This is a genomic window from Enterococcus sp. E5-37 (genome assembly GCF_035726925.1).
Classification (GTDB): Bacteria; Bacillota; Bacilli; order Lactobacillales; family Enterococcaceae; genus Enterococcus_B; species Enterococcus_B faecium.
Map to the genome: position 1 here is coordinate 12553 of NZ_JAPMLG010000015.1, position 21376 is coordinate 33928.

Annotated in this window: 22 protein-coding genes; 6 read left to right on the plus strand and 16 right to left on the minus strand. The window is 35.2% G+C overall.

Going from position 1 to position 21376, the window contains the following annotated elements; genetic code table 11:
- Positions 1-490: 490 nt before the first annotated feature.
- The 6 genes from OS138_RS11160 to OS138_RS11185 all read right to left on the minus strand — a co-directional run bounded on the left by OS138_RS11160 (position 491) and on the right by OS138_RS11185 (position 6746).
- Positions 491-2116 (minus strand): acyltransferase family protein, encoded by a 1626-nt coding sequence (locus tag OS138_RS11160; protein ID WP_325070121.1) that lies wholly within the window; start codon positions 2114-2116, stop codon positions 491-493.
- Between the two features lie 285 nt (positions 2117-2401).
- Positions 2402-3847, minus strand: coding sequence for a PTS mannitol transporter subunit IICB (locus OS138_RS11165; RefSeq protein WP_325070122.1), 1446 nt, complete (start codon positions 3845-3847; stop codon positions 2402-2404).
- A 13-nt stretch (positions 3848-3860) separates the two neighbouring features.
- A complete protein-coding gene (locus OS138_RS11170; protein WP_002307011.1) occupies positions 3861-4292 on the minus strand; it encodes a PTS sugar transporter subunit IIA in 432 nt (143 codons plus the stop codon).
- Between the two features lie 11 nt (positions 4293-4303).
- Positions 4304-5443: a mannitol-1-phosphate 5-dehydrogenase gene (locus OS138_RS11175; protein ID WP_002330245.1), complete on the minus strand. Its 1140-nt coding sequence runs from the start codon at positions 5441-5443 to the stop codon at positions 4304-4306.
- A gap of 7 nt (positions 5444-5450) precedes the next feature.
- Positions 5451-6008 (minus strand): 6-phospho-3-hexuloisomerase, encoded by a 558-nt coding sequence (gene hxlB, locus OS138_RS11180; RefSeq protein WP_002307014.1) that lies wholly within the window; start codon positions 6006-6008, stop codon positions 5451-5453.
- 39 nt (positions 6009-6047) lie between these two features.
- Positions 6048-6746 (minus strand): ribulose-phosphate 3-epimerase, encoded by a 699-nt coding sequence (locus OS138_RS11185; RefSeq protein ID WP_325070123.1) that lies wholly within the window; start codon positions 6744-6746, stop codon positions 6048-6050.
- Positions 6747-6931: 185 nt separating this feature from the next.
- Between OS138_RS11185 and OS138_RS11190 the strand changes: the two genes are divergently transcribed.
- Entirely contained in the window at positions 6932-7681 is a 750-nt protein-coding gene (locus OS138_RS11190; RefSeq protein WP_002307017.1) for a DeoR/GlpR family DNA-binding transcription regulator, read from the plus strand.
- Positions 7682-7864: 183 nt separating this feature from the next.
- Here the strand turns inward: OS138_RS11190 and OS138_RS11195 are convergent, their stop codons facing one another.
- Entirely contained in the window at positions 7865-8110 is a 246-nt protein-coding gene (locus tag OS138_RS11195) for a hypothetical protein (RefSeq protein WP_002307018.1), read from the minus strand.
- A gap of 320 nt (positions 8111-8430) precedes the next feature.
- Between OS138_RS11195 and OS138_RS11200 the strand changes: the two genes are divergently transcribed.
- The 3 genes from OS138_RS11200 to OS138_RS11210 all read left to right on the plus strand — a co-directional run bounded on the left by OS138_RS11200 (position 8431) and on the right by OS138_RS11210 (position 10182).
- Positions 8431-9192, plus strand: a complete 762-nt coding sequence (locus OS138_RS11200; protein WP_087625688.1) for a formate/nitrite transporter family protein — start codon at positions 8431-8433, stop codon at positions 9190-9192.
- A 227-nt stretch (positions 9193-9419) separates the two neighbouring features.
- A complete protein-coding gene (locus OS138_RS11205; protein ID WP_325070124.1) occupies positions 9420-9614 on the plus strand; it encodes a hypothetical protein in 195 nt (64 codons plus the stop codon).
- A gap of 268 nt (positions 9615-9882) precedes the next feature.
- The gene (locus OS138_RS11210; RefSeq protein ID WP_325070125.1) at positions 9883-10182 is read left to right on the plus strand and encodes a hypothetical protein; all 300 of its coding nucleotides are present in this window, start codon (positions 9883-9885) and stop codon (positions 10180-10182) included.
- A 96-nt stretch (positions 10183-10278) separates the two neighbouring features.
- Here the strand turns inward: OS138_RS11210 and OS138_RS11215 are convergent, their stop codons facing one another.
- The 8 genes from OS138_RS11215 to ulaG all read right to left on the minus strand — a co-directional run bounded on the left by OS138_RS11215 (position 10279) and on the right by ulaG (position 16558).
- Positions 10279-10713, minus strand: a complete 435-nt coding sequence (locus tag OS138_RS11215) for a GNAT family N-acetyltransferase (RefSeq protein WP_002318955.1) — start codon at positions 10711-10713, stop codon at positions 10279-10281.
- A gap of 234 nt (positions 10714-10947) precedes the next feature.
- Entirely contained in the window at positions 10948-11658 is a 711-nt protein-coding gene (locus OS138_RS11220; protein ID WP_325070131.1) for an L-ribulose-5-phosphate 4-epimerase, read from the minus strand.
- Complete coding sequence (locus tag OS138_RS11225; RefSeq protein ID WP_325070126.1) at positions 11648-12508, minus strand: L-ribulose-5-phosphate 3-epimerase; 861 nt, start codon at positions 12506-12508, stop codon at positions 11648-11650. The genes OS138_RS11220 and OS138_RS11225 overlap by 11 nt, the downstream gene beginning before the upstream one ends.
- A gap of 4 nt (positions 12509-12512) precedes the next feature.
- On the minus strand, positions 12513-13151 hold the full coding sequence (locus OS138_RS11230) for a 3-keto-L-gulonate-6-phosphate decarboxylase UlaD (protein WP_002288832.1): 639 nt from the start codon (positions 13149-13151) through the stop codon (positions 12513-12515).
- A 14-nt stretch (positions 13152-13165) separates the two neighbouring features.
- A complete protein-coding gene (locus tag OS138_RS11235; RefSeq protein ID WP_002299656.1) occupies positions 13166-13465 on the minus strand; it encodes a PTS sugar transporter subunit IIB in 300 nt (99 codons plus the stop codon).
- A 42-nt stretch (positions 13466-13507) separates the two neighbouring features.
- The gene (locus tag OS138_RS11240; RefSeq protein ID WP_002324626.1) at positions 13508-14992 is read right to left on the minus strand and encodes a PTS ascorbate transporter subunit IIC; all 1485 of its coding nucleotides are present in this window, start codon (positions 14990-14992) and stop codon (positions 13508-13510) included.
- Between the two features lie 19 nt (positions 14993-15011).
- A complete protein-coding gene (locus tag OS138_RS11245; RefSeq protein ID WP_002295331.1) occupies positions 15012-15473 on the minus strand; it encodes a PTS sugar transporter subunit IIA in 462 nt (153 codons plus the stop codon).
- A gap of 17 nt (positions 15474-15490) precedes the next feature.
- Positions 15491-16558 (minus strand): L-ascorbate 6-phosphate lactonase, encoded by a 1068-nt coding sequence (gene ulaG, locus OS138_RS11250; protein ID WP_002288825.1) that lies wholly within the window; start codon positions 16556-16558, stop codon positions 15491-15493.
- A 217-nt stretch (positions 16559-16775) separates the two neighbouring features.
- Between ulaG and OS138_RS11255 the strand changes: the two genes are divergently transcribed.
- Positions 16776-17546: a DeoR/GlpR family DNA-binding transcription regulator gene (locus OS138_RS11255; RefSeq protein WP_002288823.1), complete on the plus strand. Its 771-nt coding sequence runs from the start codon at positions 16776-16778 to the stop codon at positions 17544-17546.
- 296 nt (positions 17547-17842) lie between these two features.
- Here OS138_RS11255 and OS138_RS11260 read toward each other — a convergent pair whose 3' ends face one another.
- A complete protein-coding gene (locus OS138_RS11260) occupies positions 17843-18670 on the minus strand; it encodes a helix-turn-helix domain-containing protein (protein WP_002318964.1) in 828 nt (275 codons plus the stop codon).
- A gap of 574 nt (positions 18671-19244) precedes the next feature.
- On the opposite strand from OS138_RS11260, the gene OS138_RS11265 reads away from it, so the two are divergent.
- Entirely contained in the window at positions 19245-20480 is a 1236-nt protein-coding gene (locus tag OS138_RS11265; RefSeq protein ID WP_002331059.1) for a glycosyltransferase, read from the plus strand.
- Positions 20481-21376 lie beyond the last annotated feature (896 nt).

Here is a 21376-nt window from a genome sequence, read left to right on the forward strand (position 1 = left end):
ATATTTTTTAATATTTAATGCTTAAGCAATCATTTATAAAAAAAGACTGGACGATAATTAAAATAACAAAAAAGACTGTGACACGTCTTTTGTCACAGTCCCTTCTAGCATTATATTACTATTATTTATTCACTGCATCTTCTTAAGAATAAAACATGCTTGATCGTTTGTTTCTTTACTAACAGCCTTCTTTACTTGGTTCCTACGATCCTTAATTTTATCTAAGCTGATTGCTGCTTGTAACCATAAAACTTCGATCAGAACATACATCCTAGTATTGTCGTCTCGCTCATGTTCTGTATAACAAAGAGGATAAATCCAAAGCGATTTCTTTCCAAGAAGCTCTCAGTTAACGACCTCGCCCATCTCTTTTTTACCACGAATATTAAAAAGCTCCTCCTCTTAAACACCGTTTATCATATGAAGTATTTTTTATTTAAATTGATTCACCTATTAAGAAAAAGTAAGGTTAACACACGTAATCACTACCTTATTGAATAACTGAAGCAATATACTTTGCATAAGCTGTACGTCCACTTTCATTCAAATGGGTTTCATCATCATAAAAAAATTCAGGATGGTTTTTGCTCTCACTATACCAATCGATCATCGTTATATTAGAATACTGATTTGGCAATGTAGCTAATGTGGCATTTATCGTATCTTGCCAGCCAGTTGGAGCTTTTATATTTACCCAGTATACTTTTTTATCTTTCAGCAAAGACATTGTTTGTTCTATAGCTTCATCTGTTATCACACCATTGGTTCCTAACCCGATCACTATTTGTTGGTAAGAAACTAAATCTTTATGCTCCTTTAAGATTTCTGGTAACGCAGTGATTTGTCTTGATTCTTTTGCATCTACCAATGCTTCTTTTTTAAATGTCTCTTTCAGTTCCTGATACGCCCCCAGCATAACAGAATCACCGATAAATAATATTTTCTTCTCTTGTGACAACAGATTTTCTCCTGCATTTGCTTTACTAGAGTTTTCTTTTAATAAACTTTGCAACTGATTTTGGTCAGCGGTCAGTCGATTTTCAGGAGCACGTAATACCAGTACAGAAACTCCGATTATCATTAGTGCCATAGCTGTCCAAATTTTGGGTGATCTCATCTTCTGCACTCCTTTTCTAAAGCAAGTAATCATGAGTAATGTACATAAAAATACAGTGAATAGACCTGCGATATCCAAATATTTCCAATGATGATGTTTGAATAGATTTGTCAGAGCAATCAATACTGGGAAATGCACCAAATAAAGTTCATAACTGATTTTTCCTACAAAAGAAAGTTTTGTACTAGCGATTTTGGTCTTTTTTGCAATGTTCATATCATGGATACTGGCTAACAATAGAGCAAAACAAATACTGATCAGTAGTTCATTTAGTGTATAAGGAAAAATCGGGAACAGAATCAGACAAAGACTAGCTAGTAATAAAAGCCAGATTTTACTAAAAGTGTTTTGTTCAAAGAAACGGCCAATAGTTATTCGATTAAAATACCCCCAAACTCCTAATAAAAATGGAAAAAGTTTAGCTATCGTATGATAATATGCCTTAGTTGAAGGTAAAAACAAACTAAAAAGAATAGAAACAAAAATCAATGTATAGATTAAGTAAAACACTTGTTTTCTTCTCATACGCTTAATGACAATAAACAAAAATGGCCATATCAAATAGAATTGTAGTTCAACTGAAAGCGACCAATAATGTTTAAATAAAGAAGCATTAAAGTAAGAGTCAAAATAAGATACTCCTTGATTCAGCTGCCACCAATTGTTATAGCCAAAAATCAAACTGGGTAGCTCACTACGAATATTTCCAATCAATCGAATGTTGCTAATCCCTAGTATGAAAATGAATACGACCAAAGAAAACAGTAAAAATGGATAGATACGTTTGATACGCTTATAGTAAAAATGTAAAAAACTGAATTGTCTGTTTTTTTCATCTCTTATCGTATTTTTAGCCATTAAAAAACCAGAAACCACAAAAAAGATCGTTACTCCTTGCAATCCGCCTGGCAGCATACTATTTGGCAAATGATAAAATATCACTGCTAAAACAGCAATGCCTCTAAAACAATCAATTTCCTTTGAATATATTTTTTTCATGTATCATCACCCTCCTTATCTTCATGCATGTTTTAATCAAACATATTCTTCCGTATCGATTTTTTCATTTTTCTATTCGTTTCACCTTGTTTTGTAAATTAACAGTTAAAAGTATCTAAAATGTATCTTTGCCCCATCAGTTCTCGTTGATCACAAAAAATATGAACATAAAATATCCGATTAATTATTTGTGCGACAAAAAAAGGTTGCGACACAAGCCATGTCACAACCTTTTTATATTAGGCAAAATAATTTTAATAAAGGTTAATCAAAAATTCCCATAAATTAGTCTTCTGTTTTTAATCCAATGATTTCTTCTGCTAATCCATTGATTACTGGATCTTGCAAATAATTCTTTAATGTCACAATTTTCATGTTGGGATGTGCTTTTCTAGTCCGTTCCTCCAAATCTTGATGTACGATCACCAAATCACTATCTTCTGGTACCTCTTCAATTCGATAATTTTTTATCTCAATATCAGTAATACCTGCTTTTTGCAATTTTTTCTTGAATATTGTTGCGCCCATTGCGCTGCTTCCCATTCCTGCATCACAAGCAAAGGAAATTTTATTCATCTCTTTTTTCTCGGTACATATTTCTCTAGCATTTTCTTCTTTTAATAATTTTCTTCCTTCTGATTTCATCGTTTTCGATTTTTGAACTGATAGTTCAAAATTTCTGTCTTCATCTGTTGATTTATCTGCTTTTAAAATTACTGATGTTACAAAAAAGGAAACCAGTGTTGCTGTGACCACTCCCGCCATGACACCCAAAAAATTTCCTCGAGGCGTTAGAGCTAAATAAGAAAAAATAGAACCTAGACTTGGACCTGCTACCAGGCCCGCATCAAATAATTCAAAAGTGATGATTCCTGTCATTCCACCAGCAATCATAGATAATATAGTGAGTGGTTTCATTAATACATATGGAAAATAAATCTCATGTATTCCGCCGAAAAAATGGATGATGATTGCACCTGGTGCTGTCTGTTTTGCTGCCTTTTTACCAAATAAAGAATAAGCTAACAATAGTCCTAAGCCAGGGCCAGGATTTGATGCTACCATGAAATAAATTGATCTGCCTGCCTCTAATGTTTGTTGCATACCTAATGGATAATAAACACCTTGGTCAATAACATTATTTAAAAATAAGACTTTTGCCGGTTCGTTGATTAAGGACAGTATCGGTAAAAAACCAGTTGAAACTAATGCTTCAATTGCACTCGTTACAAATTGATTAGCTGATTGGATTATTGGTCCAACTACCAGATAAGAAAGGCACATCAGTATGAAACCAATAATTCCTATAGAAAAATTATTGACGACCATTTCAAAACCAGCAGGAACTTTCCCATCTAAAAAATCATCTGTTTTTTTCATCATCCACCCACCAAGTGGCCCCATAATCATTGCTCCCATGAACATTGGTATGTCAGCACCAATAATCAAACCTATTGTTCCGATTGTACCTAAAACAGCTCCACGTGTACCACCAACCATCCGACCACCAGTATAGGCAAGTAGTAAGGGCAATAGATAGCTGACTGTCGGACTTACGAGTTCATTCAGAGATTCATTTGGGAACCACCCAGTTGGAATGAATAATGCAGTAACAATTCCCCATGCAATAAATGCGCCTATATTTGGCAATACCATATTTGTTAAGAAACCGCCAATCGCTTGAACTTTAGCTCGCATGGAGACTCGTTTTTTTTTGTTTGCTACCTCCATTTTCTTCTCTCCTTTACTTCTTTATCAAATCTAACAATGCTTTTTCTGTCTTCACATCGAATAATTTTTGATACATTTTTTCATCACTCAGCAATTCTCCAAGATTGGCCATTAAGTCTAAATGTCCCTTTGGCGAATCAGAAGAAAAGGTAAAGAAGAATTTTACTGGTTCTTCACTTGGGAACATGACTGGCTTATCTAAACATAAAAAGCTCATCCCGACCCCTTTGCTCCCAAATTCTGGACGCGCATGAGGCATTGCTACTAGTGGCAGTAATATAATATAATTTCCGTTATCCAACACGTTTTGTATCATCGCTTGTACATAGCTTTCCTCTATTATTCCCTTTCCTATCAAAGGACGCGCACTTACTCGGATTGCCTCTTGCCATGAATCGATCGCATCCATAAACATTGTATTTCCTGACAATTGTTCTTTTAGCATATTCTCCTCCTCTAAATCTGGGACTCATAAGCAGCGACAACTTCATTCAGCAGCTTACCTTCCAAACGAGAAATCTTTTTAATCGTTGCTTTCAACCCATCATTTACAATCATTCGACGTAGTTGTTCAGCTTCTGGATCAGCAAGATTCCGATAATGATATCCCGCAGCAATTACTTTTATTCCTGCATCGTAAGGTAAATGATATGAATCTAGTTTTACTATGGGAGCAATTAAACGATCATTAGGGCCTAATTTTCGAATAGGGGAACTTCCTACACGAGTAATTTCATCGGAGAGTTTCTGATTCCCATGACGGTTTAATGTTTTTTCCACAAAAGATGTTAATTCTTCTCTAGAAAAATGATATTTTTGTACAAAGTACTCTATATTCTCCATTAAAAATTGCTTGACTAGATTGAAAATCTCCATATTTTGGATTGCTTCTTGAATTGTCTTATATCCTTTCAGTGCGCCTAAATAAGCTACTGCCGCATGAGCAGCATTAACGATATAAAGCTTTCGCTCAATGTAAGGCTCCATATCATCAACCAAATTTACATTTTTCATATCAAAAGATGTAGTTGGATCTAACTGCTGTCGATCCATTATCCATTCATAATAAGGTTCGACAACAGAGATCATTTTTCCTCCAAGAACTTTTCCTAAAGATTGTCGATCGATTGCCGTATTCACAAAATATGCATATTCATCAAAATTCTCTTGTTCTTTTTCTGACAGCAAAGAATAAATTTCTTTTTTCAACACATCACTTGCATTTATCACATTTTCATTAGCTACGATATTGATGCTATGCTTTTGTTCAAATCGCTTACTTAAGGCTTGCGCAATGATCGGTGCAATTTTTACTAAATTTATTGCGCCAACAGATGTTGTTAAGATATCTGCATTTTTTGTTGCTGTAATCACCTCTTCTAGCTCGGATAAACTATTCAGTGCCACAACATGATCAATGAAATCACTCCTGTTCATTTCATCAATAATTTCGATAGTATAACCCTTATCTTGATTTAATTGATGGATCAGTTCAGGATTCGTATCAATAAAACATAGATCGAATCCATTCTGATGTAGAATTTGTCCAATAAGCCCTCTGCCGATGTTCCCTGCTCCAAAATGTACCGCTTTCATTTTTCACCTACTCTAAGTTAGCATGGTATTGCCACAACTTTGACATATCAATTGCTTTTTCTTCTATCATCACTAAAGCAATACTATCTCCTAACAAAAGAACACTTTGTTCAAACAGACTAGTCATTGGCTGTATAGAAGAAATTTCCTCTGGTAACGCTAATTTTGTTTGTACGGGTATACGAATAAAAAGATCTGAATATTCTTTCATTGTGCTATCTGGGTTTGATCCTATATGGGCAACTTGGGACCCAAATTCCTTTGCTTTTTTTGCAATAGTTAGTGGGAAAGCACTTTCCCCACTACCAGAACCAACAATCAATAAATCTTTATCTGTAATTGCCGGTTCAGTGATTTGTCCTACGACTACTGTCTGAATTCCTAGATGCCCTAAGCGTTTTGCCATTCCTTCTAGCGCTAACAGTACTCTGCCAACCCCCACGAAAAAAACTCGTTCCGCTTTTTCAATTTTCTTTATCAATTGTTCCACATCTTTTGAAGAAATACGGTCTAATGTTTCAGTAATTTCTCTTACAATATTTTGTTTCGCCGCCTTATAACTCAACTATTTCCCCTCCATTTCTATTATTCAGGACCACTACATCTATTGATTTTTCCTAACTGATTGCTTCATCGCTTGATAAAGTAGTTTTTGATTTTCTGCTAATGTATTTCCTTTAAGAAACAAACTTGTACTTCCTAATACCAGATTTGTTGCGCCTGCATCTAATAATCCCGGGATCATTTCTAACGATACCCGTCCATCCACTTGGATATCTACTGCTAACTCTTTCTCATTTACTAACTGGCAAAGATCTGTAATTTTTTTTAGCGCGTAAGAAATTTGTTTTTCTGACTTGTTTGTTGCAAAACCTGGATTAATCAGCATCAAACAAATCCTATCAATCTCGGGTAAAATATATTGTAATACATTTAACGGAGTTGCTGGATTCAAAGCTATCCCTACTTTTGTTCCAGAATTCTTGATGAGCTGGATATATCGATCAATATGGAGGCTTGTTTCATAATGAAAAGTAATGCTCTCTACGCCAATTTTCAACATTTCTCCAATAAAAAAATCGTTATCCTTAGCCATGATGTGTACATCAAAATTCATTGAAGTGATTTCTCTAATTCTTTTGATTGTTTCGATCCCTAAAGGCATACTGGGACTAAAAGAACCGTCAATCACGTCAATATGCAAGGAATCCATCCCAATACTTTCTAGTTCTTGGATGCTTCCTTCCAAATTTGCTAGATCCCCACACATAAGTGAAGGCGACAAAATAATTTTTTTCTCCATACATTCCCTCCTTTAATTACTCCCTCATTGTAACCGCTTAACAAATACTAGTAAACATAAAACTGCATAAAAATATTTTGTTTTTGCTTGTTTATGCCGTTTTAGTGTATTAAAAACGGAAATTATTGACATAAAAACGCATAAATGACATGATAAACAAGAATAAATAAGAAGGAGCACGCAACATGTTGAAATTAGAACGTCATCAAAAAATTCTAGATTTATTAAACGCAGAACAAAAAGTTATCGCTAGTGATTTAAGTCAACGTTTCAATGTATCCGAAGACACGATTCGACGAGATTTGAAAGATTTGGATAGCCAAGGTCTCTTAAAAAGAGTACACAGCGGCGCTTTACGTGTTGGTCCACCAATTACCAATTTTAACTACCGAGAAACTGTAGCTAGCGAACAAAAAACTGCATTAGCTCATAAAGCCCTCCCTTTTTTAAAAGAAGAATCTGTCATCATCATTGATGGAAGTACAACTAACTTGGCTTTAGCAAAAGAAATCCCACAAGATTTTCGTGCAACAATCATTACCAATAGCCCGCCGATTGCCATAGCATTAGCACAGCATCCTAATTTGGAAATTATCAATATTGGCGGTACTTTTTATAAACAATCTATGATCAATATTGGGGTACAAGCTTATAAGCAACTACAAAACATTCGAGCTGACCTTTATATTATGGGTATTTATAACATAGATCTAGATGTTGGAACGAGCGTGCCAACTATGCAAGAATCCGACATTAAACGTGAGATGATACGTATTTCTACTGAAGTACTTGGGATGATAACTAATGATAAATTCGGCACCATCAGTAATCATATCGTCGGGCCAATTGAAGACCTTACCTATCTTATTTCAGAAGAAATTCCTGAAAAGGTTCGTAAAGAATACAATAAACAAAAAATCGTTTTGATTGATTAAGCGAAAACTATTGGTAACTACTAAAGCAACAGATATAAAAAATCTAAAAAAGAAACACGCAATAAAGTTTTGAAATAAACTTTATTGCGTGTTTCTTTTTTTGTTTATTATCACTTGACTAGCACCACGTATAACATACTATAGCAATCATCATCCCACTTCTTTGTCTTTTGAAATACTACGTTATTTCTTTTTATTAACAAAAAACAATAGCACTAAACAGACCAAAATAGTTATGACTCTCAACGCGGGAGTAAACAGCAATGCTATCATTAAATTAGCAAGTTCACTGACGATTGAGGAATTTGATTCGTATAATACAAATAAAGGTTCTGCAAATAAATTCACATGTCTATAAACAAATTCTGTAAATAAATATACGGTTAAGCCTAAACCAATTATGGTGATATTTTTTTTAGATTTTGACATTTTTTCTCTCCTATAATAATTTTTTTCAGTTATTCATTTCCTTTTTTATAAAAAATGTAGATTGTTTTAAAGTAATAATATGCTGTAGTTTCAAGAAAATTTACAGGAAATTTAATAACTGATATTACTTACTTTTTGACCACCATATACATGACTTTTATTTTTGTTTCTTCTTTAGAATCAAATGTGATTAAATAGAAAATTTTACAATAATATGCACATATAAATAATAAGATGATATAATCAACAAAGAAAATGTGAATTTTTTCACTATATTTTATCACATGAAAATTCATTAAGAAAGTAGGAATCGAAGTATTATGCACACACCAGAAGAAATTATGGAACTCAGTATTCATCTTGGAACGAAAAAAATACATAAACCTATCTTAGCTAAACTGATTTTAGGTTTTATCGGAGGAGCCATGATTTCTCTAGGTTATTTGGCATACGTACGAGTCTCTGCTTCTATCCCAGAATCTATGGCTAGCTTGACTAGTTTAGTTGGTGCCTCGGTTTTTCCTATCGGCCTGCTGGTCATCCTTCTTGGCGGTGGTGAATTGATCACCGGAAATATGATGGCTGTGGCGATTGCCTTTATGGATAAAAAAGTCACATTCTCACAGCTGGTTAAGAATTGGTCAGTGATTACTTTTGCAAATATTATTGGTGCAATTTTCGTTGCTTATTTCTTTGGACACTTTGTTGGTTTAACTCATTCAGGTGTCTATCTCGACCAAGTGATTCATATTGCTGATCATAAAATCGCTGTTTCTTGGTGGCAAGCATTAGGCTCCGGAATAGGTTGTAATTGGTTTGTCGGTTTAGCGTTATGGTTATCATATGGAGCAAAAGATGCGGCCGGCAAAGTACTAACGATTTGGTTTCCAGTCATGATTTTTGTGGCAATCGGTTTCCAGCATAGTGTGGCCAACTGTTTTGTGATACCTGCTGCCATATTTGAAGGTCAAGCGACTTGGTTAGAATTTCTCTCGAATTTTATCCCCGTTTATATTGGAAATATCATCGGTGGAGCTATTTTTGTTTCAGGTTTTTATTACGTTAGTTATAGGCATCATTAAGATTGAAGGTAATGTTCATTTGAGCATTACCTTCAATCTCTTTATATACTATTTATATTTTAAGAACAATAGCCTTTTATTATATATATTATTCAAATTAGTTATATCGAGTGAAAAAAACTTTCAAATTGATTCTTTTTATTTATCATAAAGATATAGATACATAATCATTTTCACTTACATATATTTGAATATTAACTAAAAACAGCAAGAAAGAAGAGGATCAAATGTATTATGTAGAAGTAAAAACAAATGGCGTCAAAAACAAACAATATGTGAAAGGTATCAGTAACGAATATCCTTTACTTGGTTCATGGAAAGAAGCTGCTCCTTTTTCCAAACCATGTGCCATAAAAATAAAGAACGAGCTAGAAAAAGAACTGACTTGTGGCAAAGCTGTTGTAGATATCATCGAAAAGTAAATCCAATGTATAGAAAGGAAGATCACACATGAAAAGCGACGTACAAATTGCTAAGATTATAGAATTAGAAGAAGAAGACGCAGTGTTGACAATTGAAAAAAAATAAACGTTTGTATACCATATGATTATTTCAATATGTATCCTGGAATTGGAGATCTCGTAGAGCTATATCAAGATGAATCAAATATACTTGTCATTCATCATGAAATATAGAGACTTATAAAATTGTTTATTTTTATAATGTATCAGTATAGAAAGGAAATAAAACATGGATTATACTGTTGAATTTGACAGTGAACTACTTAAGCAATTTCCACAAGAAGAACATTTCATGTATAAAGAAGCAATTTCCCACAAAGTGACAGAGTATTTGGAGCATAATTTTTTTCGTATAAAGCCAGTGCGTACTCGTTCGGCAAAAAGAATATACGAGATGAAAGTTAAAATTAATAAAAAAAATTATCGCATAGCATTTGCTTTAAAAAAAAAACATGTGTTCATTTTTTATATTAGTTCGAATTTGCAAAAAATTGTATTTGATAAAGAGGTGAGTAAAAAAATAAAATAGCTGAGCATTGGAGGATAGATTGAGTGATACTAAGTCTATCCTCTTGTTTTTCTAAAGAACTAAGCTAGAATTTTTTCTTTTGTACGTTATTATATGTTATTTGTCATTACCAAAAAGCACCTTTTTCCTTCTAGTATCTATGACATAAGAAATACCACCCATTTCCTTTACTTGAACAAATCCTACTGATTCATAAAATTTTTTTGTTTTCTCAGTATCATCTGTCAATAATTCGATTTGGACTGGTCCATAACTAGTGATCTTCTCCAAAGCTTCATTCAAAAGCACTTTGCCTATTCCTTGGCGCTGATATCTCGGATGAATGAGGATATCTTGAATAAATGCGATCGTCGCAAAATCAGTGATCCAACGAACGATTCCGATAATCTTCCCTTCCCCATTACGCTTTATCAGAGATTCAGATTGTTCAAATGCTCTAGCTAACCTTGCAGTGTCTTTTGTGTAATTCGTCCAACCAACGCTCTTATATAATTCAGAAATCTCATCGATTATAATGGAATCAACATTCATTTTTTTCTTCCTTTCTTATAATATTTCTTCATTTAATTATATAAGTCTTTGATTATTTAGTCTATCTCTTACAATTCTCCTGTAAAAATTCTCTCGATTCCTTAGAATTCAGCTTTTCTTTTAAGATATAAGCTTTTTTGATATACAAAAAAGGTTGTGATAAGATTTTTTCACAACCTCTAATTCATTTTAACAAGTATTAATTTTGGAGTTTCTACACTTGATCCAGGATTTCTATTGCCCGTAGTATGCATACTTTCCATGTTTACGAAAATAATGTTTATCTAGTAAATATTGCGGGATTTCACATATATTGGGGTTGATCAGCTCGTTTTCTTTGGCCATCAGACAAATTTCATCTAAGATCAAACTGTTTTCTACTGCTTTCATAGGTGAATCCCCCCATGTGAACGGTCCATGTCCATAGACAAGTACTCCAGAGACTTCGTTTGGATCTAATTTTCTTTCCTTAAACGTCTCGACAATCACATTCCCTGTATGAACTTCGTAAGCTTCTCTTACTTCTTCTTTCGTTAATTGGCGTGTACAAGGAACCTTACCATAAAAAGCATCAGCATGAGTCGTGCCATAAGCTGGCAAATCGCGTCCTGCTTGCGCCCACATGACGGAGTGCGTGGAATGAGTATGAGTAATAGCAGTTATATCTTCAAAAGTTTGATATAAAACAACATGTGTGGGCAGATCTGAAGATGGTTTTAAGCTATCTTCTTCTATTATATTTCCCGACAAATCTGTTACCACCATTTGATCTGCTTGCATGCATTCATATCTGACACCGCTTGGCTTAATGACGATGACTCCTAGCTCACGGTCCACTTCACTCACATTGCCCCAAGTCAATTTGACTAATCCGTATCGCGGCAATGCCAGATTTGCTTCAAGGACACGTTGCTTCATTGCTGCAATTTTTTCTTCACAAGACATCATAGCCAGCCTCCTTCAATTTAGAACTTAAGTAGTCTTTTGCCTGCTGGATTTCTCTTCGAAAGTCTTGGCTTTTTTCACTCCACATTTCAATCAGAAATGTTCCATCATAATCTAGACGTTTCAAATGTCTTAATAATCCAAGAAAATCAACACAACCGCTACCAAAAGGAACATCTCGAAACTTTCCTGAATATTCTTTTGTTACAGGGTAAGTATCTTTTAAGTGGATAGCAGTGATATAATCGATCCCTTTCTCAAGTTCTCGAGCCGGATTATTTTCCGGCCATGCGGACAAATTGCCTAGGTCTGGATATACTTGTAGAAAAGGGGAATGAATCTGTTCTTTGATTTCTAAAAATTTTGAAATGGAGTTCATAAATGGATCATCCATGATTTCCACGGAAAGAATGATGCCATATTTAGAAGCTTCCTTTACGCTTTCTTTTATTCCTTCGATAAAGTCTTCTCTGGAATTCATTGATTTCTCTTCATAATAAACATCGTATCCAGCTATTTGGATTACTTTGACGCTTAGATTATGCGCCAAATGGATTGCTTTTTTCATTAGTTGTTTCGCTGCTTTTTTCTTTTCTGGATCAGCAGAACCAAACGGAAATCGCCGATGCGCACTTAAACAAATCGAATGGATACGTACACCGGAGCTGAACATCTCTTCTCTCAGCTCAGCTATCTTTTCTTCAGACCAATCTAATCGTGCTAACCGCTCATCCGTCTCATCAATCGACATCTCGATAAAATCGAAGTCCATTTCTTTTACAAGGGAAAAACGTTCTTTCCATGAAATATCTTTGGGTAATGCTTTTTCATAAATCCCAATTTGAGCCATTTCCTTACCCCCAGATACGAATGATCTCATCTTTGAAGTTTTGTGCGGCCTTCATCGGATCATTTGCTGCTGTAATACCACGACCAGTGATAAAGGTATACACATCGATCCCTTCAAATAAGTGTAATGTGTGTGGATTTAATCCACCAGTTACAGAAACATTAAAGCCTAGTTCAATCAGTTTTTTGATCTTCGATAAATCTTTTTCACCCCAAGTTTCACCAGATAACAGCGCATCACGGCTTTGATGGTAGATTACCTGCCGGATACCGATGTTATGCCAATCCATGGCTTGTTCAAAAGTCCAATTGCCGTAGAGTTCTACTTGCAATTCACCTATTTCTTTTTGTGCTGCTTCCATAGTTGGAATCGTTGCACAACAAATGACTGTCATCCAGTCTGCTCCTGCTTTTGCAACATTACTCGCCACTGTTCCTCCAGCGTCTGCACATTTCGTATCAGCGACTAGTTTTTTATCTGGGAACATACTGCGAATACAGCGAATCGCTTTTTGTCCTTCCTGTAAGCAAAGAATTGTGCCCACTTCAATAATATCTACTACATCACCAACTTTCATAACATCTCCTAATGCATGTTCTAAGTCATTGTGATCTAACGCAATTTGCAAATTCGGCCTGCTCATCTTAGTTCCTTCCTTTACTTGTTTTTTTGGTACCACTTTGTTTCAGCAAATTTTTCACTGATTTCTTTGGCTGACATCACATTTTTGATACCGATAACTGTAACTCCTTTTTTCTCTGCCTGAGTAAACATATTCAAAAAATTGACTGGCGTAAAAACTACATCGTATTGGCCAGCTGAACTTTTTCCCTCTGAAATGGCACAATGATGGATTTTGGTAATTGGTACGTTTAGTTCTTTCATTGCTTTTTCCACACTTCTCATCATCATCAAGCTTGTTCCTGATCCATTTGCACACGATACTAAAATTCTCATCTTAATCCCTCCATTATGAGTGTTGTCTAATCAGATTTTCTTTTATACTCTCTGCTTTTCTGCATATGTGTCATAGTCTTCTACAATCAAAAAATAACCCTCAGGATTTTTCCGGTATTGTAACTGCGGAATAGCCAATAAACCAATGACAACTACGGCAATTCCAGCATAACCTAGGACTTTCATGATTACTGTAAACAATGGCCAAGCTGTTGCCCAGTCGAACATCCCGATATAACCACCATATGTTGACATCCCAATCCATGTAGCGAATAATGCTGAACCGCCTACTTGTATGATTCCTGAAAGAAACGGGAACAGGCAAGCGGCTTTGAATCCACCTCGGTTATTGGCATAAACTGCTATAACGGCATTATCAAAGAACAACGGAATGAAACCGGCTATGACGATCGTTGGTGATTTCAATAAAATCAGTAAACCAATCATCAAAAACTGTCCCAAAGCACCAAACAAGAACCCAATCGTTACCGCATTTGGCGAACCAAAGCCAAAAGTAGCAGCTACGTCAATTCCTGGAACAGCTCCTGGTAAAATCGTGTTTGAGATTCCTTGGAAAGATTGAGTTAGTTCATCGACGAATGTCCGAACACCTAATTGCAAGATCGCCAGATATACCGCAAAATTTAAAGAAGTCGTCATAATGTAGAATAAGAAACTCTGCCCTTCTTGCATGAATTGCGCTTGAATCAAATAATCTTTGCCTAGTACAATCAGAATGATCCCAAAGAAAAATAGCATGAGTAACGAAGTAGCAACCATATTCTCATTGAAAATCGACAAGAATCCTGGTAATTTGATATCTTCGATTTTTTTGTCTTGCTTGATTGATCTATTTTTCTTTTCATCCCGCTTTTTCATCCACTCAGCTAATTTTGCAAATATAAAGATTCCGAACATTTGCTGATGTGCCACTGCAAATCCGGCACCTTCTGTCAATTCCTGCGTGATTCCTACTGTTAAGTTAGAAGCTACTGCCCAATAACAACCTAAAATCAGTCCCATAAAAATCAATACTTGTATCCTACCTAGATCAGGAAAGCAAAACAGTAAAATCCAAAAAGCGGTAGCTGCTTGTTGAACCTGAACGTTTCCGGTAGTGAAAACGGAACGCAGTTTCGTATATTTCTGAAAACGGACTAATAAGATATTTAAAACAAATGCAATCAGTAATAAAATCATCACATCTCCAAAGGTACGGCCAAATGTCTCCATTAATCCAGCATCCACAGCATTTTGTCCAAAATAAGGATCTGTAACCATGGCATCCAAATTGAACCGTTCCTTTAGTCCAACCAAGATTGGCCGAAAATTATTGACCAAACCACCAGAGCCAACAGTCAAAATAAAGTAACCGACCGTTGCCTTTAAGAATCCAGCGATGCATTCATGAAGCGGGCGTTTCAGCAAAATATAGCCTAATAACACGATAAAACCAATCAGGTATGCTGGCTGCGTCAAGATATTTGTTGCAAAATACGTCCAAATGCTTAACAAAAATTCCCCCATCTTTTTTCTCCTCTATCAATTAATTATATTCTGCCATCACAACTTGGTAATCATCGATGGAGTTCGTAGAGATGAGACGCTCAACCAATCCATCTGTCATTAATAATTCGGATAATTTTTGGATATTTTCTAGATGTTCTTCTGGATCTTTTGCTGCGAGTGTAAAAAACAAACTAGCCGTTTTCTCCTCATTCTCCCCTTCACTTTCAAAACGGATTGGCTGCTTCAATTTGGTAAATGAAATAGCTGTTCCAAAAACACCATCACTTTTTTCTGAAGAATGTGGCATTGCTACTTGAGGTGCAATCACAATATAAGGACCGTATTTTTCTACACAATGGATAATCTCCTCCACATACGTTTCATCAATAATTTCCTTATCGATCAATACAAGACAGCTTTCGGCGATAGCTTCACGCCAATCCGTGATTTCTTTATCTGGGTAATGAATCAATTGATGGTCAAAAAAGTATTTCAGCAAGAAACTCCCCTTCTTTCTTATAAAAACGACGGAAACGGTGTATCATTTTCAATCGAGAAGACATCTTCAAATCCTCGATAAAAATTAAACTCAAGATCATCTTTGTTTGTCGGATAGATGAATTTCCCGCCTACTTGCCAGATATAAGGTTTAAATCCATACTTCAGGCGATCCTTTTTGAATTTCCAAATTTCAGTGATCTCTTTTGGATCAGCCATAAAATTAGACCAAATATCGTAGTGGACAGGAATCACTACTTTTGCGTTCAATGACTCCGCCATGCGCAGCATATCAACAGAAGTAACTTTGTCTGTTATCCCTCGTGGGTTTTCACCATAGGCCCCTAAACAGACATCGATTTTGTGTTCATTACCATGTTTGGCAAATAAATTGGAGTAATGTGAATCTCCTGCATGATAAAGATTCCCTCCTGATGTTTCGAATAAATAGTTTACTGCAATTTGATCCATCTCCTGAGGCATTTTTCCTTTTAATACCTCTTCTGGATCTTCACAAGTGACCAACGCTGTCCGATCAAACGCTTCTAAAGCTACTACATTGATGTCTTTGATTTTGACTGCATCACCTGGCTTTACTGTAATCGTTTTTTCTTCAGGAATTCCCCATTTTTGCCACGTGCGAACCACTTCTTTTGGCCCAATGAATGTTGCTTCAGGACAATTTTGATGAACTGCTGCGGCTGTATGGATATCTAGATGATCGGAATGGATATGTGTAACGATTAAAGCGTCTACATTTTTTATCGCAAAAGGATCGATTACGAAAGGCTGAGTACGTAAATTAGGCTGCATATTTTGAACGCCACTCATACGCATCATCTGATGGCCTTTTTTCATCATGCCATTCCCATGACTACGTTTTCCCGTCCCACACCATAGATCACATAAAATATTCGTTCCTTCATGACTTTTCAGCCAAATTCCCGTACAGCCTAACCACCACATAGCAAAAGTTCCAGGATCCACTACTTCTGTTTCGATTTCTTCATTCAAGTATGTGCCCCACTCAGGAAATGTTTCTACTAACCACTTTTCTTTTGTTACTTCATTGACAGTTTTACTCATTTGCTTGCTCCCCCCATATCGTTGTTACAACTTACAAGTAAATATTAATGTGTATCAGCATCCATGAAAACCCTTTTATATGACCGTTTGTTTTTTATATGATTTTCTTTCAGTAACCAATGATTGTTTCAGTATAATAAAGACAGATATGAATGTTTAAATGAACAACTAGTCAAATAAACCCATGGATCAAGATGTCCCTTAGGAGGCAAAAGTCATGAAAAACTCACTTGTCAATATTGAAAAACGTCAAAAAGAAATTTTGGAACTGCTTCAGCAAACCGAACAATTGTCAACTTTTGAATTAGCTGAATCTCTGGATGTATCTATTAGTACGATACGCAGAGATTTAAATTTATTAGAAGAAAAAAACGAGATCATACGCAATTACGGTTATTGTTCTTATAATTACAAAAACCAGACTGATTTTGATCAATCTGGTCCTGAAAGGATTAAACAAGCGATTGCCAGAGAAGCTAGTAAATACATTAACGATTATGATACGCTGTTTATCAATTCTAGCTCGACTGCGTTGAAAACACTGGATTTTCTTCAATCTAACCATTTGACAGTCATTACAAACAACGTGAAAATCAATTACTCTCCGCACAAAGATAATTGTAGTTATATTTTAACTGGTGGAGAGATGCGCTTTCCAAAAGAAGCACTAGTGGGCGACATCGCATTAAATACGATTTCTTCAGTCAATGCAGACATTTGTATCATTGGCTGTAGCGGAGTCGATGTAGTACATGGGGTCACAACAAAGATATTAAATGAATCAACGATCAACGAAATGATGGTCAACAAGACAATCAAATGTAAGATTTTAGTCGCTGATCATCGAAAAATCGGACTGACGTCAAAATTCAAGATTGCTGATATTTCTGTCTTTGACTATTTGATCACTGATAAATTTTGTTCTGAAAAAGTATTAGAGGAGATCAGAAATACGGGGATAAAAACCATTCAAGTAGATTCATTTTAAGAATTATGATGTAAATATGCTTGTTTAGGTAGTTAAGATTATCGAAAAACTGGTTAAAACACCATTTTTTACAGTTATAAGTTCTAATAAAAAACACACTACGTTCAAATTGATAAAGGAATCCCAAGATGTATCCATCCAATCGATACCATCATAATCTATTGCTTCTTTTATAACCGTTATATGTTGCCTAAATAGGAATCAAACAATATCGAAAAAAGGAGGTGTGACAAAAGTCACACCTCCTTTTTTCGAATAAACGGTATTCAAATCAGAACACTGATTTCACAACCACTTTATTTCAGGTCGTTTTCAATCACCTTTACCGCGTAATCATTTCCGTTGAAACGCGCTATTTTTTTTGCGTCCATATATCTTTCTAAATAATCGTCTTCTCCTAATTGCTTATGACAAGAAGCAATTTCATAAAGCAAGTATTCCAATGTATAAGTTGATTTATGTTTCTTATTATACTCAATACCCTTCTCACATAATTGGATTGCTTTATCATAATCCTCGATTTTGCGGTAATAGGTGGCGATATCATAATATACAATGCAGACCATCAGATTATCAAAATCAGTCTCACTCAAGATTTTAAGTGTACGCTCCACATAAACTTTCGCAAAATCTAATTCTCCTTTTGACAAGTAGATCATTGCCACGTTTGCAGCTGCTTGTAAGTGATGGATATCTGTTTCGGTCGTTTGTTCCAACACTTGATTAAAATAAAATAATGCTGCATCTGGTTTTTTCGCATAAAGATGATCAAGCAGTCCTTGATAAAATAAAATTTGATTTAAAAGATCAGAATTACTTACTTTTTCCTGATCGATCGTTTGTAAAATTTTATAAGATTCTTGGTATTTTGATACAGAATTCAATGATTGAATCTCATTTATTTTTTTCCTGATTTTGTCTTCTTCTGTTTCTACTAATATATCGGAGATCTCGACATTCAGCTTTTTGCAAAGCGCACTTAAGATATTGATGCCTGGCGACATATTCTTGTTTTCGATATTGCTGACAGTTGCTTGTTCACAAATGCCTTCTGCTAATTGTACTTGTGTTAACCCCTTTTTCTTTCGGTATTCTTTTAGTAACGCTCCATCTACTTTAATCAAAACAATTTCCTTCCCTTTAAAAAATTATTTCTCCTTTATATCATACACAAAAAAAAGTTCTAAACAACCAAAAATGTTTAGAACAGAATAAAAATTTTAATTTTAAAATAATATTCAAATTAAACAACTGGCGTATCTGCTCCTTGATTTCTTTTTGTGTTATCTGAATAATTATCGTTTACAGTTATAACACATAGTGAAAATTGTCATGGCGAGAAAGTCTAAGAATATTTTTAAACATAACTATTTCTTTCTTACGTGTGTATAATGACGACAGCACACCTATCAATTAATATAATTATTTTATTTTTTTATGTTCTCAATCATCATGTTTATTTTTAATGACACAACTTCTCGTATTTATCTGGCACAACATATAAATCGATCAAAAAATTGTTGCGTGTTTTTTTGAAAATTGGAGTTTCAACTTGATTACAAAATTTAAATTTAGAAGTTGTGAAAACAGCGAGAGACAGTTTAATATTCAAAATATACATAGGCTACTCGAACGCTGTGTTTTTTAGTATACTAGTAAGAAACGAAGGGATAGACTCATTCCAATAAGGAGGATTTCATGAAGACAATTCTTTTTGCTCCTGCAGTATTCAATTTAGCTGAGACAACACGAATGATTGAGGTTGCCAAAGCTATGAAAGACCGTTATTACTGTGTATTCTTTGGCTTTTCTAAAACTTTTGCTCCTTTGATCACAGAAAGTGGCTTTGAGTATCATTTACTAGCGCCGATCCTTACGAAAAAACAAGAAGAACAAATCATAAAATTTGACCAGTTGCGTACACTTAAAAACCCTTTTACCAAAGAAATGGTTGCCTCTCGTATCACTAGTGAACAGAGTCTGATTGCTAAGTTTGAGCCTCGACTGATTGTGACAGGTTCGAATGTGACAATTTTTTTATCGGCCCGCAGTAAAAAGATTCCTTTAGTATATGTTAAACCCTATGCTTTGAGTGAACCTTTTTTTCAATCAGAGCATGCGCTGATGCCCCACGAGTTACGTTTCTTCGGCCCTTTAAGCAATCCCCTTTGGCACTGGACAAAAAAGCGTATAGTAAATACCCGATGGATCCCCAATGCCTTCAAACACGCTGCACAAAAAGAAATGCTTCCTTTACCAAAAACAAGTTTACAAATGATGGATGCTGATCTAAATCTCATCACAACGCCTAAATTATTTTTGGAAGAAGAACAGCTGCCGGAAAATTATCGAATCGTTGGTCCAATTTTTGCTAAGCTCAGTACTTCCTTGCCTGAAGAAGTGCTAACTTTTATACAGCGAAAGCAACAAGAAAGAAAACGTATTATCTATTTCGCAATGGGTAGTTCAGGCAATCCGCGTATGTTACGCAAAATTTTGTTCTTCTTACAAAAACAACCGGATCTAGCGGTTATTGCACCTATTGACTATCTGCTTGATGACATTCAATCTGACTCAGAAGATCTTTTAATAACAGAATATCTGTCTAGTCATCTTTTGCATGAATTTATTGATTTTTCTTTTATCCACGGCGGGGAAGGGACCGTCCAAACTGCCTGTGAATCCGGCAAACCGTTTATCGGTGTGGGGATGCAATTTGAGCAAAGCTGTAATATTGACTATTGTGTAAAATACGGAAACGCAATCGCCCTCACAAAACCAGTGACTGAAAGAAAACTGCAGATTGCTCTGCGCGAAGTTTCTTCACCCAAGATTCGTCAGCAGGCACGCACGCTGCAAGCCGTTTTTCCAATAAATGGTCCACAACAAGCAATTCAAGAAATCGAAACCTTCCTGAGCAACCACCCAATATAGTTTCAAGTAGAAAAAGCTTTTTTAATAGAGACTCATCAGTAATTTCGCTATTCGAGACCCAGACAGTGAAAATACAAAAAAAGTAAATAGTGGATTGAAAAGTTAGAGTTACTTAAATTACGGTGTCTAAAAAACACAAAATCATCCTTAAAATAAAAGATCTGACGCTATCCAAATGAGCATAGGTAGCGTCTGCCATTTATTCTTAGTCAAATTCTTTGACACCTTTCTCTGGTTGGATCATCTCAACGTTTCTTCAAAAGAAAGACCATAATAATTAGGCAAATACATTTTCTTAAAGTGTGTCATATAGATCTAGAAGCATCGCTTTGTAGAGATTTGTGCTGCTAGTCCCCTCAACAATTACTAAATCAAATGTAGGATTTACCACTTTATCTTTAATAATCAACCTCCCTCTTCTGTTGAGACAATGATCTCGCAATCCGATGCATACTCCTATATAAACTGCCAGCAATCCCCACATGCTGAGTAGATCATGTCAGAATGTTCTATGTCGTCAGCAACGATACACTAAAAGTCACGTTCACCATGACTGATTGCTATTCCCAGCGCAATTATTTCTATACACGTTTCATGATTTGAATAAACACTCTCATCATACATATTACCATTCATACACCATACTGCAGCCCCTACTATATGGTTGTAAGCTCCCAAATCTATATTTGACTTGATCACTTTGGTAGTAGATCTACTAATTCTAAATCCATTGCTGATAAAATTTTCATTTTTGCCTCCTTCTTTCTGCCAAAACAGTTAAAACAATAATAATCTTTATGTAAAAAAGGGCTGTGACAAAAGCCTTGTCACAGTCCCATATTCCGAATAAACGGTGGTCAAAAGCTTGCATCTGCGGTAATAAGTTCAACCAAACG

Coding starts and splice junctions, on each gene's coding strand:
- OS138_RS11160 (WP_325070121.1), bottom strand. CDS start 2,116: ATGAAAAAAATATATTCAAAGGAAATTGATTGTTTTAGAGGCATTGCT.
- OS138_RS11165 (WP_325070122.1), bottom strand. CDS start 3,847: ATGGAGGTAGCAAACAAAAAAAAACGAGTCTCCATGCGAGCTAAAGTT.
- OS138_RS11170 (WP_002307011.1), bottom strand. CDS start 4,292: ATGCTAAAAGAACAATTGTCAGGAAATACAATGTTTATGGATGCGATC.
- OS138_RS11175 (WP_002330245.1), bottom strand. CDS start 5,443: ATGAAAGCGGTACATTTTGGAGCAGGGAACATCGGCAGAGGGCTTATT.
- OS138_RS11185 (WP_325070123.1), bottom strand. CDS start 6,746: ATGGAGAAAAAAATTATTTTGTCGCCTTCACTTATGTGTGGGGATCTA.
- OS138_RS11190 (WP_002307017.1), top strand. CDS start 6,932: ATGTTGAAATTAGAACGTCATCAAAAAATTCTAGATTTATTAAACGCA.
- OS138_RS11195 (WP_002307018.1), bottom strand. CDS start 8,110: ATGTCAAAATCTAAAAAAAATATCACCATAATTGGTTTAGGCTTAACC.
- OS138_RS11200 (WP_087625688.1), top strand. CDS start 8,431: ATGCACACACCAGAAGAAATTATGGAACTCAGTATTCATCTTGGAACG.
- OS138_RS11205 (WP_325070124.1), top strand. CDS start 9,420: ATGTATTATGTAGAAGTAAAAACAAATGGCGTCAAAAACAAACAATAT.
- OS138_RS11210 (WP_325070125.1), top strand. CDS start 9,883: ATGGATTATACTGTTGAATTTGACAGTGAACTACTTAAGCAATTTCCA.
- OS138_RS11215 (WP_002318955.1), bottom strand. CDS start 10,713: ATGAATGTTGATTCCATTATAATCGATGAGATTTCTGAATTATATAAG.
- OS138_RS11220 (WP_325070131.1), bottom strand. CDS start 11,658: ATGTCTTGTGAAGAAAAAATTGCAGCAATGAAGCAACGTGTCCTTGAA.
- OS138_RS11225 (WP_325070126.1), bottom strand. CDS start 12,508: ATGGCTCAAATTGGGATTTATGAAAAAGCATTACCCAAAGATATTTCA.
- OS138_RS11230 (WP_002288832.1), bottom strand. CDS start 13,151: ATGAGCAGGCCGAATTTGCAAATTGCGTTAGATCACAATGACTTAGAA.
- OS138_RS11235 (WP_002299656.1), bottom strand. CDS start 13,465: ATGAGAATTTTAGTATCGTGTGCAAATGGATCAGGAACAAGCTTGATG.
- OS138_RS11240 (WP_002324626.1), bottom strand. CDS start 14,992: ATGGGGGAATTTTTGTTAAGCATTTGGACGTATTTTGCAACAAATATC.
- ulaG (WP_002288825.1), bottom strand. CDS start 16,558: ATGAGTAAAACTGTCAATGAAGTAACAAAAGAAAAGTGGTTAGTAGAA.
- OS138_RS11255 (WP_002288823.1), top strand. CDS start 16,776: ATGAAAAACTCACTTGTCAATATTGAAAAACGTCAAAAAGAAATTTTG.
- OS138_RS11265 (WP_002331059.1), top strand. CDS start 19,245: ATGAAGACAATTCTTTTTGCTCCTGCAGTATTCAATTTAGCTGAGACA.